Genomic DNA, 16,670 nt, shown 5'->3' with positions numbered 1-16,670 from the left:
CGTATCGGGCTTTCGAATACTGTTCTCTGTGCGACAGCGTAGCCTAGGAAGTATGCGCCGGGTCTGCCTTGGCTTCGCGCTGGTTGGCCCAGTACTGGATCAGCTCGCGTAACTGCGACAATTCCACCGGTTTGGCCATGTGGCCGTCCATGCCCGCCAGCCGCGCGCGTTCCTTGTGCTCGGCAAGAATGTGCGCGGTCAGCGCCACCACCGGTGTGCGTTGGCGCTGGTTGGCCGTTTCCCAGGCCCGCAGCTGCTGGGTGGCCGAGAAGCCGTCCAGCACCGGCATTTCGCAGTCCATCAACACCAGGTCATAGTGCTGCGCTTTCATCGCCTGCAAGGCTTCTTCGCCATTGCAGGCAGTGTCGGGTTCAAGGTTGAGTTTGCCGAGCATACCGCGGATAACCTTGGTGGAAATGCTGTTGTCTTCGGCGACCAGCACGCGGAAGTCGCCAGGCAGGTCCAGCGCCTGCGGGATGCCAGGCAGGCTGGCAGGCACTGCCTGCTCGCGGCCGCGCTGGGCCAGTTCCTCGGCTAGGGTGGTCTTCAGCGTGTAGCCGGCCACTGGTTTGGCAAGGATCCGCTTGACCCCAGCGTTGCGCGCGATGACCTTGCTCGGCGCATTGCTGATGCCGGTGAGCATCACCACCAGGATGTCGTGGTTCAGGCTTGGGTCTTCCTTGATCTTGGCGGCCAGTTGCATGCCGGTCATGCCGGGCATGTTCTGGTCCAGCAGTACGGCGTCGAAGTAGTCGCGCAGGTGCGCCTTGGTGCGCAGCAGGGCCAGGGCTTCCTTGCCAGACGGCACCGCGCTGACGTTCATGCCCCAGGCGCTGCACTGCTGGACCAGTACCTTGCGGCAGGTGTCGTTGTCGTCCACCACCAGCACGCGGGCATCGCGCAGCGGGCTGTCGAGGTCGGCGGGCGGCTGTTCCAGGCGCGAAGGGTCCAGCGGCAAGGTCAGCCACAGGGTGTTGCCCATGCCAGTGCTGCTCTTGATGCCGAACTCGCCCTGCATCAGGCCGATCAGTTGCTTGGCGATGACCAGGCCCAGATGCCCGCCCAGCTTGTTGCTGGACAGGAAGTGGTGGCTGTGCAGTTCGGCTTGCAGCAAAGCGTCGCGGTCGGCGGCGGGCAGCGGCTCGCCGCTGTCCTGCACGGCAATGCGCAGGCGTGGCAGCTCGCCGCGTTGATCCAGTGCCACCACCAGCAGAATTTCACCCTGGTCGGTGTTTTTCAGGGCGTTTTCCAGCAGGCTCGACAAGGCCTGGCGCAGCCGCGTCGGGTCACCGCTGATGACCCGTGGTACTTGCGGCTGGGTGAAGCTGATCAGTTCGATGTTTTGTTGCTCGGCCTTGGCGCGGAAGATGTTCAGGCAATCCTCGATCAGCGCGTTGAGATCGAACTGCACGTCATCCAGCTCGATCTGCCGGGATTCCAGTTTGGAAATATCGAGAATTTCGTTGATCAGCGTGAGCAACTCGTTGCCGGCGCTGTGGATGGTCTGCACGTAGTCGCGCTGCTTGACCGACAGCGGTGTGCCCAGCAACAGCTCGGTCATGCCCAGCACACCGTTCATGGGGGTGCGGATTTCGTGGCTGATCTTGGCCAGGAACTCGGCCTTGGCATTGATTTCGGCGTCGCTGGCGGCCAGCGCGCGGCTGGCGCTGAAACGCTCCTCGCTCATGCGCCGCAGGCGTTCACTGACGGCCAGGTTGAGCAGCAGGCCGCTGACCACGGTCAGGCCCAGCAGGATACACAACAGCCAGGGCGTCGAGGTGCGGGTCAGGCCCAGCAGGGCTGGCAGCAGCACCAGGCCACCGAGGTTGAACACCACCATGGCCAGGCTGAACAGGCGACCGGGTGCATAGCCTTTGTACCAGTGATAGCTGCTGACCAGCAGCATGCTCACACTGCCCAGCGCCATCAGGGCGTAGGTCATCAGGTTGAGGGGCAGCGTATCGACGAACAGCAACACCAGGCCGCTGACCCCGACAATCAACATTTCACCCTGCAGCAAGCGGTTAAGCCGTGGCGAGTTGCATGGCGAGAAGAAATGCTGGGTGAAATACAGCCCGGACAGGCCAGCCAGGACCAGCGTCAGGTAGGCAGCAGGCGTTTGTGCACTGTGCCACACATGCCACCAGGGGCCGCTGAGGTTCAGCAGGATCAGGCCGCTGAGCAGCATAAGGCCGTGGTACAGCGCCAGGATCAGGGTGGTGCTGGAGCGGCTGTAAAGGAAGCGGATCAGGTTGTGCATGATCAGCATCACCAGGCCGCCGAACAGCATGCCGAACAGCAGCGGCTGGCGTTGGTCCGACGCGGCCTCGGCCGCCGGCTCCAGGCTGATGGCCGGGCGCAGCTGGTGCTCGGAAACCAGGCGCAGGTAGATGTCCAGCGGCTGCTTGCTGTTGGGCAGGGGCAGTACATGGTCGCTGCCGCGCAGGGTAGGGCTGGCATTGCCTGCCTGCCGCCCGTGGTGCAGCTGACGCAGAAGTTGGTCGCCTTCCAGGGCGTAGAGGTCCAGGCCAGACAGGTCTGGGGCGAATACCCGCAGCAGTTGTTCCTGGTCGCCTGGTTGCAGGCGATAGTGCAGCCACAGGGCCTGTTCTGCTGGGGCAGCATCCAGCTCGGCGAGGACCAGGGGGCTGAACTGGTTGCGGTAGCGCTCGGAGCGCACATCGCTCAGTTGCAGGTTGGCCTGTTCGTCAAGCAGTACGGTCCAGCCTCCGTCATGTTCGGCCGCAGCCGGAAGCATGAAGAGCAGGGTCAGCAAGCTGACGATCAGAGCTGAGGCAATCCGAAGCCGACGCACTACGAAATCCCTTCTTAGCCGATGTGCCGGGTACTAACTATGCGCGGCGCGCCAAGTCGAAGGCAAGGCCCATGCCGGGCCCTGTCGACGAGCCGGATGCCACAGCCTGAAAGTGCTGCGGCATTCCGGTGTTTCTTACTGCTGGTGCTCACCGCGCTCGCGGGCGATGGCCCGATAGCCGATGTCGGTACGGTAGAAACTGCCGTTCCAGCTGACTTCCTTGGCCAGGCGATAAGCCTGCTGCTGCGCGTCGGCGACAGTACTGCCCATGGCGGTGGCACACAGCACGCGCCCACCGTTGGTGGTCACCTGGCCATCCTTGAGCGCGGTACCGGCATGGAACACCTTGCCTTCGATCTTCGCGGCAGCGTCCAGACCGTTGATCACGTCGCCCTTGGCATAGTCACCTGGGTAACCGCCGGCGGCCAGGACCACGCCCAGGCTCGGGCGCGGGTCCCACTGTGCTTCGACCTTGTCCAGCGCTTTGGCGAAGGCAGCTTCGATCAACAACACCAGGCTCGACTCCAGGCGCAGCATGACTGGCTGGGTCTCTGGGTCGCCGAAGCGGCAGTTGAACTCGATGACCTTGGGGTTGCCCGCTTTGTCGATCATCAGGCCGGCATAGAGGAAGCCAGTGTAGACGTTGCCTTCCTCGGCCATGCCGCGCACGGTTGGCCAGATCACCTGGTCCATCACGCGCTGGTGCACGTCGGCAGTAACCACCGGGGCAGGGGAGTAGGCACCCATGCCGCCGGTGTTCGGGCCGGTGTCCTGGTCGCCGACGCGCTTGTGGTCCTGGCTGGTGGCCATGGGCAGCACGTTGTGGCCGTCGACCATGACGATGAAGCTGGCTTCCTCGCCGTCGAGGAACTCTTCGATCACCACACGCGAACCGGCTTCACCGAAGGCGTTGCCAGCCAGCATGTCACGCACGGCGGCTTCGGCTTCGTCCAGGGTCATGGCGACGATCACGCCCTTGCCCGCGGCCAGGCCGTCGGCCTTGATCACGATCGGCGCGCCTTTTTCCTGCAGGTAGGCCAGGGCCGGTTCGATTTCGGTGAAGTTCTGGTAGTCGGCGGTCGGGATCTTGTGACGCGCCAGGAAGTCCTTGGTAAAGGCCTTGGAACCTTCCAGCTGGGCCGCGCCCTTGGTTGGGCCGAAGCAGTCCAGGCCACGGCTGCGGAACAGGTCGACCACACCGATGACCAGTGGTGCTTCCGGGCCGACGATGGTCAGGTCGACGTTTTTCTCGGCGAAGTCGGCCAGTTGCTCCAGGGCGCAGACGTCGATGGCGACGTTCTCGCACTTGGCTTCAATGGCGGTGCCGGCGTTGCCAGGGGCAACGAAGACTTTTTCGACGCGTGGGTCCTGGGCGACTTTCCAAGCCAGGGCGTGCTCACGGCCGCCGCTACCGATGATCAAAACTTTCATGTCAAAACCTCGAATTCTGTTTGGCGCCGATCCCGCTTTCTGTAGGAGCGGCCTTGTGTCGCGAAAGGGGCGCGTAGCGGCCCCTGGGTTTCAGCTTCGCAGCAGAACTTGCTGGGGCCGCTCTGCGGCCCTATCGCGACACAAGGGTCGGGATTGGCCCGACAACTATTTAGTGGCGGAAGTGGCGCATACCGGTGAACACCATGGCGATGCCGGCTTCGTCGGCAGCGGCAATGACTTCAGCATCACGCATCGAGCCACCCGGCTGGATCACGGCGCTGATACCCACTTTAGCCGCATTGTCGATGCCATCACGGAACGGGAAGAACGCATCCGATGCCATGACCGCGCCCTGCACCTGCAGGCCAGCATGCTCGGCCTTGATTGCAGCGATGCGAGCGGAGTTGACGCGGCTCATCTGGCCAGCGCCGACGCCGATGGTCTGGCGCTGCTTGGCGTAGACGATGGCGTTGGACTTGACGAACTTGGCCACTTTCCAGGCGAATACCAGGTCGTGGATTTCTTGCTCGGTCGGGGCACGCTTGGTGACGATCTTCAGGTCATCGGCGGTGATCATGCCGATATCGCGGCTTTGCACCAGCAGGCCACCGTTGACGCGCTTGAAGTCCCAGCCGGCAGCGCGCTCGGCTGGCCACTCGCCGCACTCCAGCAGGCGTACGTTCTGCTTGGCCGCTACCACGTCGCGGGCAGCCTGAGAAATTTTCGGGGCGATGATCACTTCGACGAACTGGCGGTCGACGATGGCCTTGGCGGTTTCGCCGTCCAGTTCGCGGTTGAAGGCAATGATGCCGCCGAATGCCGACTCGGTGTCGGTGGCGTAGGCCAGGTCGTAGGCCTTACGGATGCCGCCTTCCTCTTCAGGCACAACGGCCACGCCGCATGGGTTGGCGTGCTTGACGATGACACAGGCTGGCTTGACGAAGCTCTTCACGCACTCCAGCGCGGCGTCGGTGTCGGCCACGTTGTTGAACGACAGTTCCTTGCCTTGCAGCTGGATGGCGGTGGAAATGCTGGCTTCGCCTTTTTTGGCTTCGACGTAGAACGCCGCGCTCTGGTGCGGGTTTTCGCCGTAGCGCATTTCCTGGGCTTTGACGAACTGGCTGTTGAAGGTGCGCGGGAATTCGCTGCGATCGGCAGTCGAAAGGGTGTCCTTGGCCTGGTCGATGGTGCCCATGTAGTTGGCGATCATGCCGTCGTAGGCGGCGGTGTGTTCGAACGCCTTGAGCATCAGGTCGAAGCGCTGGGCGTAGGTCAGGCCGCCGGCCTTGAGGCCTTCGACGATGCCGGCGTAGTCGCTGGCGTTGACCACGATGGCGACGTCTTTGTGGTTCTTGGCTGCCGAGCGGACCATGGTCGGGCCGCCGATGTCGATGTTCTCGATGGCGGTCGGCAGGTCACAGCCAGGCTTGGAAATGGTGGCTTCGAACGGGTACAGGTTGACCGCAACCAGGTCGATCGGCTTGATGCCGTGCTCGTTCATGATGGCGTCGTCGGTACCGCGACGGCCGAGGATGCCGCCGTGGATTTTCGGGTGCAGGGTCTTGACCCGGCCATCCATCATTTCGGCGAAGCCGGTGTAGTCGGCCACTTCCACCGCGTTCACGCCGTTGTCCTTGAGCAGCTTGTAGGTGCCGCCGGTGGACAGGATCTCGACACCGAGCTGCTGCAGCTCACGGGCGAATTCGAGGATACCGGTCTTGTCGGAGACGCTGATCAGGGCGCGGCGGACTGGCAGGCGGGTAGTCTGGTCGGTCATTTCGGGTTCCAATAACGCGGTGGAGTCAGCAAAAAAGGCGCCTCTGTTCAGGGAGCCGCCTTTTCTGGATGGGATTCTGGCTTACAACAAGTCGTACTGCTTGAGCTTCTTGCGCAGGGTGCCTCGGTTCAGCCCGAGCATCTCGCTGGCCTTGGTCTGGTTGCCCTTCACGTAGTTCATCACGCTTTCGAGCAGGGGCGCCTCGACTTCGGAGAGCACCAGGTTGTACACGTCCGTCACGGTCGCGCCTTCCAGGTGGGCGAAGTAGTTGTGCAGCGCCTTCTCGACGCTGTCGCGAAGGGTCTGGCCCTCTTCGCTCGGCGTGTTGAGGTGCTGTTTCAGGTTGGCGTTGTCGCTCACGGGCGTTGTTCCACTCACAAATGTCTCGGTCATCATCGTCATGCGGCCACCCCTTGTCCGTCCTCTGTCTCAAGGCTCTGTCGACGTTCGCTGAAAAACGCGCGAACGTTGGCGCACTGCGCTTGTGTGTCTTCCAAAGCGTTGAACCGGGAGCGAAACTCCTTGCCGCCGGGTCGTGTTGCCAGGTACCAGCCAACGTGCTTGCGGGCGATACGAACGCCCATCACATCGCCATAGAAGGCATGCAGCGCGGCCAGGTGCTCCAGCAGGATGCGTTCCACTTCGTCCAGCTGCGGCGCTGGCAAATGTTCGCCAGTGCGCAGGTAATGCTCGATCTCGCGAAAGATCCATGGCCGCCCCTGGGCAGCCCGGCCAATCAGCAGGCCATCGACCCCGGTGGCGTCCAGCACCGCTCGGGCCTTTTCTGGCGAAGTGATATCGCCGTTGGCAAAAACCGGGATTGACACCGCCTGCTTGATGGCAGCGATGGTGTCGTATTCGGCATCGCCGGTGTACAGGTCGGCGCGTGTGCGGCCATGCACCGCCAGCGCCTGGATGCCGGCCTGTTCAGCGATCTTCGCCACGTTCAGGCCGTTCTTGTTCGCCCGGTCCCAGCCGGTGCGGATCTTCAGGGTCACCGGAACGTCCACAGCGCCGACCACGGCATGGAGGATCTCACTGACCAAGGCTTCATCTCTCAATAAAGCAGAGCCTGCAGCTTTGTTGCAGACTTTTTTTGCCGGGCAGCCCATGTTGATATCGATGATCTGGGCACCCGCTTCGACGTTGGCCTTCGCCGCCGCCGCCATCATCTGCGCATCACCGCCGGCGATCTGCACCGAGCGTGGCTCGGGATCGCCTTCATGGATGCGGCGCAGGCTCGACTTGCGGCTGTTCCACAGGCTCATGTCGCTGCTGACCATTTCCGACACCACCATGCCGGCGCCCAGGCGCTGGCAAAGTGTACGGAAAGGCTGGTCCGTGACCCCGGCCATGGGCGCGAGGATCAGGTTGTTACGTAGTGTGTATTGGCCGATGCGTACCGCCGACATAGGTGATCCCTGTTGTGGGGCCGAATCTTGGAGTTCGAAAAAGGGTTGGCATGATACCCGCTCTCGGTGACCGGATAAAGATGGATTTGGATAAAATCTGAACAGTTGTCGGCTTATGACATTTGGTAAGCGCGGGGGCTTGTTACTGTGTTGCAGCCCCCGGCAAGCCGGCCCTTCATTCCGGCGAACGGAAGCTCAGGCTGTAATTCACGGCCTTCGGCCCCGGGTCGAGGATGTCCAGGGCGATGTGGATTGGCGTCTGGCTGGGCATTTCGCCACGCCCTGCCAGTTCGCCGGACAGGTACTCGCTGGGCTTGAAGCGACGGCTGGCGATCAGCTGGCCATTGAGGTCGGCGAAGCGCAGCTCCAGCAGCGGGAACGGCTGGGCGAAGGGTGCGCGGTTGTAGATGATCGCGTCGACGATCAATGCGCCCTTGAAGTCCGGGTGGCTACGCACCACCAGGTTGCTGCTCTTGATACGGGCAATGTCGACGCGGGTGGGTACCTGGCAGCCGACCATCGGGCAGATTTGCTGGAAGATCGGCCGATACTGGTCCTGGCGGGCCATTTCGTCGAAGTGGAACCACACGTACTGAAACGCCAGCAGGCCGGCGGCCAGCAGGGTCAGAAAACCCCACAGCAGGCGCTTGCCCCAGTTAGGCGCGGGCTTTTCCCAGCCCAGTTGCAGCGGATCGTCGACCACGTCGACCAGTGGCTCCTTGCGCGAGGGGCGTTCGGCTTTGCCGGTAAGGCCCGGTTCCAGGCGCTCCCCGGGCAGTACCTCGACGGGTTCGTCGTCGCGCGCCGACAGGTGCAGCGCCAGCGGCTCATCGTCGCGGGCACTCAGGCCTCTTTCCGGGGTTTCGTCATCGCTGGCGCGCAGCGGTTCGCCGAATGCGGGCTGTTCATCGGTTTCGGCCGCGCGGTGCGCGGGCGGCTCGTCTTCGATGTCCAGGTCAAGGTTGCTGCCCAGGGTCGGCTCGGTGCGCTCGCCGGGTGCAGGGCCCAGGTCCAGCTCAAGGGGTTCCGGCTGCAGCAATACTGGGGCGGGCTCTGCCGGGTGCTGCTGCTCGAAGGGCTCATCGGTGGCCGTGCCGAACAGGTCGTCTGCGTGCTCGTCCAGGTGCAGTTCGTCGCGCCGTGCCTGCAGCCCGTCATCCTGGCTGGCCGGGCGTGTCGGGGCGGTTTGGCCGCGACGCTCCAGGCGTTCCAGTTCCTTGTCGAGGTCAAGCTCGTCCAGCGCCTGGGCGGTAAGCGCCCAGTCCTGGTCAAGGGTACTGCTGCGTACTTCGACGGCAGGCTCAGGGGTACTGGCAGGCTCGATCAGCGGCTCGGTAGGCGCGGCAGGTGCCGGCGCAGGTGCCGCAGCCGCGGCCGCGCTGGCGGTACCGGCACGGTTCTGCTCCAGCAACTGCTTGGCGGCGTTGAACACCTGCAGGCAGTGACCGCAGCGCACCACGCCACGGGCCACGCTCAGCTGGTGGTGGGTGACGCGAAAGCTGGTCTGGCAATGCGGGCACTGGGTGACGAAACTGTCGGTCATGCGGCAATCCGGGAGCTGTGCAGAAAAGTATTCTAGGCCCGCTTAGCGGCGCCGACCACTGATGCGCACCCAGCCGTCGCGCACGACGATAGGGTCCAGATCAAAGTCGGCGGCGTAGGCGGCGGCTACTTCCTCGCCCTGCTCGGCAAGGATACCCGACAGCGCCAGCAGGCCACCTGGGCGAACCAGGCCGGACAACTGCGGTGCCAGCGACACCAGTGGGCCGGCGAGGATGTTGGCGACCAGTACGTCGGCCTGCATCGCTGGCATGTGCTCGGGCAGGTACAGTGCCAGCTTCTCATCGGCAACGCCGTTGCGCTGGGCATTGTCGCGCGAAGCCTCGATGGCCTGCACGTCGATGTCGGTGCCTACCGCTTCACGGGCGCCCAGCAGCAGTGCGGCGATGGCGAGGATGCCCGAGCCGCAGCCAAAGTCCAGCACCTGGGTGCCGTCGAGTTGCTGGCCGTCGAGCCATTCCAGGCACAGAGCCGTGGTGGGGTGGGTGCCGGTACCGAAGGCCAGGCCTGGGTCGAGCAACAGGTTGACGGCATCTTTTTCCGGGGCTTCGTGCCAGCTAGGCACGATCCACAGACGGCGGCCGAAGCGCATCGGCTGGAAGTTGTCCATCCAGCTGCGTTCCCAGTCCTGGTCCTCGATCACCTCGGCTTGGTGTTCGGGCAGCTCGGCGCCAGTCAGCAAGCGCAGGTGGGCGAACACCTGCTCTGGGTCGGCATCGGCCTCGAACAGGGCCAGCAGGTGGGTGTGCGACCACAGCGGTGTGGTGTTGAGGTCGGGTTCGAAGATCGGTTGATCTTCGGCATCCATGAACGTGACCGAGACGGCGCCTACTTCAAGCAGGGCGTCTTCGTAGGTTTCGGCTTGTTCCGGGCTGATGGCCAGGCGTACTTGCAGCCAGGGCATGGCGGGCACCTTTGGTAAATCGACAGGGGCAGCCCTTGGCTGCGCGAAGGCTGGCAGTTTACGCGAGTGCGCAGGGTTTGTAGAGGAGGCCGGGCGCACACCCTGTGGGAGCGACTTTAGCCGCGAACACCGGCAACGCCGGTGCCATGCCACGCAGCGGATGCTTCGCGGGTGAGCCCGCCCCCACAAGTACCGTGCGGCCTAGACGAAGCAGAGCGAGAGCGACTCCGCTATATAAGCAGGCTTTTCTTCGCCGTCGATCTCCAGCGTGGCAATCGCCTTGAGCAGCCACTGCCCCGGCTTCTTCTCCACCACCTCGGCCAGGTCCACCTTCAGCCGAACCTGGCTGTCTACCTTGACCGGCTGGATGAAGCGCACGCTGTCCAGCCCGTAGTTCACCACCATCTTCAGCCCTTGTGGCAGGACCAGGATGTCCTCGATCAGTTTGGGAATCAGTGACAAGGTCAGGAACCCGTGGGCGATCGTGCCGCCAAACGGGGTTTTTGCCGCTTTTTCAGGGTCGACATGGATGAACTGGAAGTCGCCAGTCGCCTCGGCGAACAGGTTGATGCGCTGCTGGTCGATCTTCAGCCAGGCAGAGCGGCCCAGTTCCTTACCAACGTACTGCGAAAGCTCTGTAACCGGTACATAGGGCATCGCGGACTCTCCGGGTTGTCAGTTGGTACGAAAGTGCAAGATCAGCACGGCGAACCGTTTCAGTCAAGTTGCCTGCTTTTCGGCGAATATCGGTCTATAGCCGCGCGTGCTTATAATGGCGGCCATGCCCGAGGGAGATGCTTATGCTGTTGCGTGGTTTGACCTGGCTGGTGCTGTTCCAGCTTTTGGGGACGGCGATCAATCACCTGTTTGTGCCGTTCTTGCCTGGGCCGATCATCGGCCTGTTGTTGCTGCTGTTCTTCCTCATGGCTCGCGGCGAGGTGGGCAAGCCGCTGAACGAGGCCGCCAGTAGCCTGTTGCGCTACTTGCCGCTGTTGCTGGTGCCGCCGGCAGTGGGGGTGATGGTGTATGCCAAGGACATTGCCGCCGACTTCTGGGCGATTGCCGGGGCCTTGCTGATTTCTTGTCTGATGACCCTGGTGTTCGTCGGTGTGCTGATGCAAAAGCTCATCCATCGCCAGGGCAAGCGTGAGGAGCAGCCATGATGCTCGACTGGCAAGGTGCACTCGATGCGGTCGTGCATCACCCGTTGTTCGGCATCGGCATCACCCTTGGGGCCTACCAGGTGGTGCTGGCAGCCTACGAGAAAACCCGCTGGATCTTCCTGCAACCTGTACTGGTATCGATGTTGCTGGTGATCGGTGTGCTGCTGTTGTGTGGCATCGATTACAGGGAATACCGCAAGAGCACCGAAATCATGAACATCCTGCTGGGGCCCGCCACCGTGGCCTTGGCTGTACCGCTCTATCTCAACCTACGGCGTATCCGCCAGCTGTTCTGGCCGACATTTACTACGCTGGTAGTCGGAGGCCTGTTCGCCACGCTCTGTTGCCTGGTGCTGGGCTGGTGGTTCGGTGCCGAGCACATGATCCTGATGACCATGGCGCCAAAGTCGGTCACCTCGCCGATCGCCATGCTGGTCGCCGAGCAAATTGGCGGTGTGGCGGCCCTGGCAGCGGTGTTCGTGCTGATTACCGGGGTAATCGGGGCCATCTTCGGCCCGGCCCTGCTAAGCCGCTTTGGCGTGCACAGCCCCGAGGCGCGCGGCATGTCGCTGGGGGTGACTGCACACGCGGTGGGCACTTCGGTGGCCCTGCAGGAAAGTGACGAATGCGGCGCCTTTGCCGCGCTGGCGATGAGCCTGATGGGCGTGGCCACGGCGGTGTTCCTGCCGCTGGCAGTCAGCCTGGTGGCTTGAGGAGTTGTGATGACGCTACCGCTGTTTCCGCTCAATACCGTGTTGTTTCCCGGCTGCTTTCTCGATTTGCAGATTTTCGAGGCGCGCTACCTGGACATGATCGGGCGCTGCATGAAGCAGGGCGAAGGTTTTGGTGTGGTGTGCATCCTTGAAGGGGAGCAGGTCGGCAAGGCTCCGCCAGTGGTGGCCTCGATCGGCTGCGAGGCCGTCATTCGCGACTTCGTGCAGCAGGACAACGGCTTGCTGGGTATCCGTGTCGAGGGCGTGCGACGCTTCAATCTGGGAAGCACCGAAGTGCAGAAGGACCAGTTGCTGGTGGGGCAGGTGCAATGGCTGCCGGAGCAAGTGGACAGCCCGTTGCTCGAGGCCGATGACGACCTGATGGCGCTGTTGGTGGCGTTGGGCGAGCACCCCATGGTCGAGGCGCTGGACATGCCGCGCCCGGTGGATGGGCGCCAGGCGTTGGCCAATCAGCTGGCGTACCTGCTGCCGTTCATGGAAGAGGACAAGCTGGATCTGCTGGCAATCGATTCGCCGCAGCTACGGTTGGGGGAGATCCAAAAGCTGCTGGAGCGGATTCAGGGTGAGCTATTCGCCTGATGGTTCTGTTTTGCTTGTGCCTGCCCCTTCGCGGGTACTCCCCGAAGGGGCAGGCACTGGCGACCTCAATATTGGTACCTGAGCAAAGCCTGTGGCAGTGCATGCATGGCAAAGAACGCCAGCAAGGCCAGGCACGCCGGCAACACCAGCCACCACACCCGCAGCGGCAGGGCCGGTAGTGTCTGCTGGCGCTGTACCAGGGTCAGGCTAAGCGCGCACACGCAACATGCCAGCAAGGCCCCAGCCAGGATGTCGGTCGGCCAGTGCGCCCCCAGGTAAACCCGTGACAGGGCAATCGCCAGCGCCGGAATACAACCCAGCATCACCCAGGTCAGGCGCATCCGTGGCGGCTGTCCGCGCCCGGCCAGCACTGCCATCACCAGAAAGAACGCGAACGACGCCGAACTGTGCCCGCTGGGCATGCTGTAGCTGGTCAGCGGGTCGGTCAACACTTCCGGCCGGGCCCGGGCAAACAGCCATTTCAGGGTGCCGTTGGCGATCGCCGTGCCCATCAGTGCGCCGGCGGCGAAAAACGCATGCCGCCACTGACGGGCAAGCAGCAGCAGGCCGGTCAGCAGGCCGCCGAGGAACAGTTGGGTGCGGAAGTCGCCCAGCCGCGTCACCAGGACCACAATGCCGTCGATGGCCTGGCTGCGATGTTCCTGCACCAGTGTCATCACCCCTTGGTCGAACTCATGCAGGTAGGGCCAGCCGAGGAACACGCCGACCAGGGCGATGAAACTGAGGGCGGCCACCAGCCGAGTACCGTGGCGCTGGTCACGCAGGCTACTGTTCAGGCTCAGGCCAATCAGCACCGCCAGGGTACCGGCGATGATCCCGGCATCCAGCCAGAAGCCTTCTGGCAGAGGCAGGCGCATGGCAGCACCGGTGGCCCAGCCGGGCAGTAAATACGCGACCGACCAGCCGGCGCCCGCCACCAGGCTGACGGCGATGAAGCGCGGCAGTGGCATGTCGAACATGCCGGCGACCATGGGCAGCATGGGCCGCAGCGGACCGATGAAGCGGCCTACCAGCAGGCTGGCAATGCCGTAGCGCTGGAAGTAGCTTTCGGCGCTGCCGATCCATTCCGGGTGGTGACGCAGCAGGGGCAGGCGGCGGATGTTCTGGTGGAAGTACTTGCCCACCGTGAATGACAAGGCGTCGCCCAGCAGGCCACCTAGAAAGCCCAGCAGCAAGGTTTCGCCCAGGGTGAATGCGCCGCTGCCGGCCAGTACTGCGACGGCGAACAGCAGCACGGTGCCTGGCACGATGATGCCGGCGATGGCCAGGCATTCAATGCAGGCGATCAGGAAAATCGCCAGGCCAAGCCACTGGGGGTTGGCGCTTAGCCAGCCGGTCAGGCTGTCGAGCCATTGGCCCATGTTCAGCTTCCTTGTTCGAGAATGAAGAAGTCACGGCCTTCGACTTGGCCGCGACGTAACGGGTTCCGCGTGCAGAAACGCGCGTACTCGGCGTCGACGAAGCGGTACGGGAGGTGCTCGTCGCGCCCGTGTGGGATGCCCAGGCGGGCGGCCTGGATCACCCGGGGCACGGCGTTGCCACAATCCTCGACGTACAGGCGTTCGGCGTCGAAACGCTGGGCGTCCCAGTGCGGTACTTTCAGGCCCAGGGCCCGGCACAGCAGGGTCTGGCCGGCGCACAGGCGCTCATCCGGGCGCAGCTTGCCGCTGGCGTCGGGGTTGTTCAGCTGCATCTGCGCCAGGCTGTTGGGCCCCGAGAGGGCGTCCTGCCAAGGATAGGCAGACTTGATCAGCACCGCGTTACCCGGCCCGTGAGCGCTGAAGTTCAGCGAGTCGCCGCCGCGGGCGTAGTACATGTAGATATGCCCGCCATCAAGGAACAGCGCCTTGCGCTTTTCGGTGTAGCCGAGCGAGGCGTGGCTGCCTTTGTCGGTGAGGTAGTAGGCCTCGGTCTCGATGATGCGCGCAGCCAGCCACAGGTCGCCGTGGCGATGGCGGATAACCTTGCCGAGCAGGCCCTTGGCCACGGTTTGGGCATCACGGTCGAAAAAGCTGTCGGGCAGGGCTGGCATGCGGGCGGTTCGTGGCTGGGGAGGCGGGATGATAGCAATGAATGGCTTAATCGAGGCTGAATCGATCGTGATGTTGGCAGTGTCGTTGTAAGGGGGCAGGCCTTATGAAAGCCCTGTGGGCGTGGGCGTGCCCGCGAAAAGGCCACAACGGGTGGTGAATTTTTCGATAACCCTGGTTACATCTTTCCCGTCCATTGCCCCAGCCATTTTCTACCATCCGCCACCCGCCGCTGGGCGTACACCTGCGCGGCAGTTATAATCAGCCGATTTCCCCTTCGCCAAGACACCGAACCCATGACTGAGTCCGTTCTTGACTATATGACCCGCCTGGGTCGCGCTGCCCGTGAGGCTTCCCGGGTGATCGGCCGTGCCAGCACCGCGCAGAAGAACCGCGCCCTGCAAGCCGCCGCCGACGCGCTGGACGCCGCCCGTGCCGAGCTCACTGCTGCCAATGAGCTGGACCTGGCCGCTGGCCGCGCCAATGGCCTGGAGCCAGCGCTGCTCGACCGCCTGGCGCTGACCCCGGCACGCATCGACGGCATGATCACCGGCCTGCGCCAGGTGGCCAGCCTGCCGGACCCGGTCGGTGCCATCCGCGACATGAGCTACCGCCCATCGGGTATTCAGGTCGGCAAAATGCGCACGCCGCTGGGGGTGATCGGGATCATCTACGAGTCGCGCCCGAACGTGACCATCGATGCCGCCAGCCTGTGCCTGAAGTCGGGTAACGCGACCATCCTGCGTGGCGGCTCCGAAGCCATCCATTCCAACCGCGCCATTGCCACCTGCATCCAGCGTGGCCTGGCCGAAGCCGGCTTGCCGGCAGCCGTGGTGCAGGTGGTCGAGACCACTGACCGCGAAGCCGTGGGCGCGCTGATCAGCATGCCGCAATTCGTCGATGTCATCGTGCCGCGCGGCGGCCGTGGCCTGATCGAACGCATCAGCCGCGATGCCCGCGTACCGGTGATCAAGCACCTGGACGGCATCTGCCACGTTTATGTCAGCCAGCATGCCGACCTGGACAAGGCCTGGAATGTGGCCTTCAACGCCAAGACCTACCGCTACGGCATTTGCGGGGCCATGGAAACCCTGCTGGTCGACCAGCGGGTGGCGGAGCGCTTCCTGCCGGAAATGGCCCGCCGCTTCCAGGAGAAGGGCGTGGAGCTGCGTGGCTGCGAGCGTACTCGCGCGCTGGTCGAGGCCAAACCGGCCACTGAAGACGACTGGCACACCGAGTACCTGGACGCGATCCTGTCGATCCGCGTCGTCGATGGCCTGGACCAGGCCATCGAGCACATCAACCACTATGGCTCGCACCACACCGACTCGATCATCAGCGAACACCAGGGTGAAGCCCGCCAGTTCATGGCTGAAGTCGATTCGGCGTCGGTCATGCTCAACACTCCGACCTGCTTTGCCGACGGCTTCGAGTACGGCCTGGGCGCGGAAATCGGTATTTCCACCGACAAGCTGCATGCCCGTGGCCCGGTCGGCCTGGAAGGCCTGACCTGCGAGAAGTACGTGGTAATCGGTGACGGCCAGCTGCGCGGCCAGGGGACCTGCTGAGTTGAGCAAGGCCCAGGCAGTCCGGCGCATCGGCATTCTAGGCGGCACCTTCGACCCCGTGCATATCGGCCACCTGCGCAGCGCGCTGGAAGTGGCCGAGCTCATGGGGCTGGACGAGTTGCGCCTGTTGCCCAATGCCCGGCCGCCACACCGCGACACGCCACAGGTGGCCGCGCAGGATCGCCTGGCCATGGTGCGTGAAGCGGTGCAGGGCGTCGCTTGCCTGAGCGTCGACGCCCGCGAGCTGGAGCGCGACAAGCCGTCGTACACCATCGATACGCTGGAATCGATCCGCGCCGAACTGGCCGGCAACGACCAGCTGTTCCTGGTGCTGGGCTGGGATGCCTTTTGTGGCCTGCCTGCCTGGCACCGCTGGGAAGAGTTGCTGCAACACTGTCACATCCTGGTGCTGCAACGCCCGGATGCCGACGTAGAACCCCCTGACGAGCTGCGCAACCTGCTGGCTGCGCGCTCGGAGAGCGATCCCACCGCCATGTCCGGCCCGGCGGGAAATATTTCGTTCGTCTGGCAGACGCCGCTTGCGGTGTCGGCTACACAGATCCGACAGCTGCTGGCCAGCGGCAAATCGGTGAGGTTCCTGGTGCCGGACGCCGTACTGGCCTATATCGAGGCGCACGAACTGTATCGTGCGCCCAACTGACGGTGCCTCTGGCGC

At 63.8% G+C, this 16,670-nt stretch carries 15 protein-coding genes; 5 read left to right on the top strand and 10 right to left on the bottom strand.

Annotated features, from left to right (window positions below):
* Positions 1-43: 43 nt before the first annotated feature.
* The 8 genes from APH42_RS12520 to APH42_RS12485 form a co-directional block, all read right to left on the bottom strand.
* Positions 44-2,815, bottom strand: coding sequence for a hybrid sensor histidine kinase/response regulator (locus tag APH42_RS12520; protein WP_060493406.1), 2,772 nt, complete (start codon positions 2,813-2,815; stop codon positions 44-46).
* Between the two features lie 135 nt (positions 2,816-2,950).
* The gene (gene purD, locus APH42_RS12515) at positions 2,951-4,246 is read right to left on the bottom strand and encodes a phosphoribosylamine--glycine ligase (RefSeq protein WP_012274392.1); all 1,296 of its coding nucleotides are present in this window, start codon (positions 4,244-4,246) and stop codon (positions 2,951-2,953) included.
* A gap of 169 nt (positions 4,247-4,415) precedes the next feature.
* Positions 4,416-6,023: a bifunctional phosphoribosylaminoimidazolecarboxamide formyltransferase/IMP cyclohydrolase gene (purH, locus tag APH42_RS12510; protein ID WP_060493405.1), complete on the bottom strand. Its 1,608-nt coding sequence runs from the start codon at positions 6,021-6,023 to the stop codon at positions 4,416-4,418.
* 81 nt (positions 6,024-6,104) lie between these two features.
* Positions 6,105-6,425, bottom strand: a complete 321-nt coding sequence (fis, locus tag APH42_RS12505) for a DNA-binding transcriptional regulator Fis (RefSeq protein ID WP_012274390.1) — start codon at positions 6,423-6,425, stop codon at positions 6,105-6,107.
* Positions 6,422-7,435, bottom strand: coding sequence for a tRNA dihydrouridine synthase DusB (dusB, locus tag APH42_RS12500; protein WP_012274389.1), 1,014 nt, complete (start codon positions 7,433-7,435; stop codon positions 6,422-6,424). The genes fis and dusB overlap by 4 nt, the downstream gene beginning before the upstream one ends.
* 175 nt (positions 7,436-7,610) lie before the next feature.
* Entirely contained in the window at positions 7,611-8,978 is a 1,368-nt protein-coding gene (locus tag APH42_RS12495) for a DUF3426 domain-containing protein (RefSeq protein ID WP_060493404.1), read from the bottom strand.
* A 42-nt stretch (positions 8,979-9,020) separates the two neighbouring features.
* A complete protein-coding gene (gene prmA, locus APH42_RS12490; protein WP_012274387.1) occupies positions 9,021-9,899 on the bottom strand; it encodes a 50S ribosomal protein L11 methyltransferase in 879 nt (292 codons plus the stop codon).
* A 201-nt stretch (positions 9,900-10,100) separates the two neighbouring features.
* On the bottom strand, positions 10,101-10,556 hold the full coding sequence (locus tag APH42_RS12485) for a MaoC family dehydratase (protein ID WP_012274386.1): 456 nt from the start codon (positions 10,554-10,556) through the stop codon (positions 10,101-10,103).
* 143 nt (positions 10,557-10,699) lie between these two features.
* Here APH42_RS12485 and APH42_RS12480 point away from each other — a divergent pair, with 143 nt between their 5' ends.
* Genes APH42_RS12480 through APH42_RS12470 form a run of 3 tightly spaced genes read left to right on the top strand, consistent with a single transcriptional unit; the run spans position 10,700 to position 12,375 of the window.
* Positions 10,700-11,062 (top strand): CidA/LrgA family protein, encoded by a 363-nt coding sequence (locus tag APH42_RS12480; RefSeq protein WP_012274385.1) that lies wholly within the window; start codon positions 10,700-10,702, stop codon positions 11,060-11,062.
* Positions 11,059-11,775 (top strand): LrgB family protein, encoded by a 717-nt coding sequence (locus APH42_RS12475; protein WP_012274384.1) that lies wholly within the window; start codon positions 11,059-11,061, stop codon positions 11,773-11,775. The genes APH42_RS12480 and APH42_RS12475 overlap by 4 nt, the downstream gene beginning before the upstream one ends.
* 9 nt (positions 11,776-11,784) lie before the next feature.
* Complete coding sequence (locus APH42_RS12470) at positions 11,785-12,375, top strand: LON peptidase substrate-binding domain-containing protein (RefSeq protein ID WP_012274383.1); 591 nt, start codon at positions 11,785-11,787, stop codon at positions 12,373-12,375.
* Between the two features lie 65 nt (positions 12,376-12,440).
* Here APH42_RS12470 and APH42_RS12465 read toward each other — a convergent pair whose 3' ends face one another.
* The gene (locus APH42_RS12465) at positions 12,441-13,757 is read right to left on the bottom strand and encodes a bifunctional DedA family/phosphatase PAP2 family protein (protein WP_060493403.1); all 1,317 of its coding nucleotides are present in this window, start codon (positions 13,755-13,757) and stop codon (positions 12,441-12,443) included.
* A gap of 2 nt (positions 13,758-13,759) precedes the next feature.
* The gene (locus APH42_RS12460; RefSeq protein ID WP_012274381.1) at positions 13,760-14,428 is read right to left on the bottom strand and encodes a DNA-3-methyladenine glycosylase; all 669 of its coding nucleotides are present in this window, start codon (positions 14,426-14,428) and stop codon (positions 13,760-13,762) included.
* 294 nt (positions 14,429-14,722) lie between these two features.
* Here APH42_RS12460 and APH42_RS12455 point away from each other — a divergent pair, with 294 nt between their 5' ends.
* Positions 14,723-15,994 (top strand): glutamate-5-semialdehyde dehydrogenase, encoded by a 1,272-nt coding sequence (locus APH42_RS12455; RefSeq protein ID WP_060493402.1) that lies wholly within the window; start codon positions 14,723-14,725, stop codon positions 15,992-15,994.
* Between the two features lies 1 nt (position 15,995).
* On the top strand, positions 15,996-16,655 hold the full coding sequence (gene nadD / locus APH42_RS12450; protein WP_012274379.1) for a nicotinate-nucleotide adenylyltransferase: 660 nt from the start codon (positions 15,996-15,998) through the stop codon (positions 16,653-16,655).
* Positions 16,656-16,670 lie beyond the last annotated feature (15 nt).

Source organism: Pseudomonas sp. NBRC 111140 (assembly GCF_001320885.1).
In the GTDB taxonomy this organism is placed as follows: Bacteria; Pseudomonadota; Gammaproteobacteria; order Pseudomonadales; family Pseudomonadaceae; genus Aquipseudomonas; species Aquipseudomonas putida_P.
Note: the sequence above shows the minus strand (reverse complement) of the source record. Positions and strands in the feature narration are given on the sequence as shown.

Coding starts and splice junctions, on each gene's coding strand:
- purD (WP_012274392.1), bottom strand. CDS start 4,246: ATGAAAGTTTTGATCATCGGTAGCGGCGGCCGTGAGCACGCCCTGGCT.
- purH (WP_060493405.1), bottom strand. CDS start 6,023: ATGACCGACCAGACTACCCGCCTGCCAGTCCGCCGCGCCCTGATCAGC.
- fis (WP_012274390.1), bottom strand. CDS start 6,425: ATGACGATGATGACCGAGACATTTGTGAGTGGAACAACGCCCGTGAGC.
- dusB (WP_012274389.1), bottom strand. CDS start 7,435: ATGTCGGCGGTACGCATCGGCCAATACACACTACGTAACAACCTGATC.
- APH42_RS12495 (WP_060493404.1), bottom strand. CDS start 8,978: ATGACCGACAGTTTCGTCACCCAGTGCCCGCATTGCCAGACCAGCTTT.
- prmA (WP_012274387.1), bottom strand. CDS start 9,899: ATGCCCTGGCTGCAAGTACGCCTGGCCATCAGCCCGGAACAAGCCGAA.
- APH42_RS12485 (WP_012274386.1), bottom strand. CDS start 10,556: ATGCCCTATGTACCGGTTACAGAGCTTTCGCAGTACGTTGGTAAGGAA.
- APH42_RS12480 (WP_012274385.1), top strand. CDS start 10,700: ATGCTGTTGCGTGGTTTGACCTGGCTGGTGCTGTTCCAGCTTTTGGGG.
- APH42_RS12475 (WP_012274384.1), top strand. CDS start 11,059: ATGATGCTCGACTGGCAAGGTGCACTCGATGCGGTCGTGCATCACCCG.
- APH42_RS12470 (WP_012274383.1), top strand. CDS start 11,785: ATGACGCTACCGCTGTTTCCGCTCAATACCGTGTTGTTTCCCGGCTGC.
- APH42_RS12465 (WP_060493403.1), bottom strand. CDS start 13,757: ATGGGCCAATGGCTCGACAGCCTGACCGGCTGGCTAAGCGCCAACCCC.
- APH42_RS12460 (WP_012274381.1), bottom strand. CDS start 14,428: ATGCCAGCCCTGCCCGACAGCTTTTTCGACCGTGATGCCCAAACCGTG.
- APH42_RS12455 (WP_060493402.1), top strand. CDS start 14,723: ATGACTGAGTCCGTTCTTGACTATATGACCCGCCTGGGTCGCGCTGCC.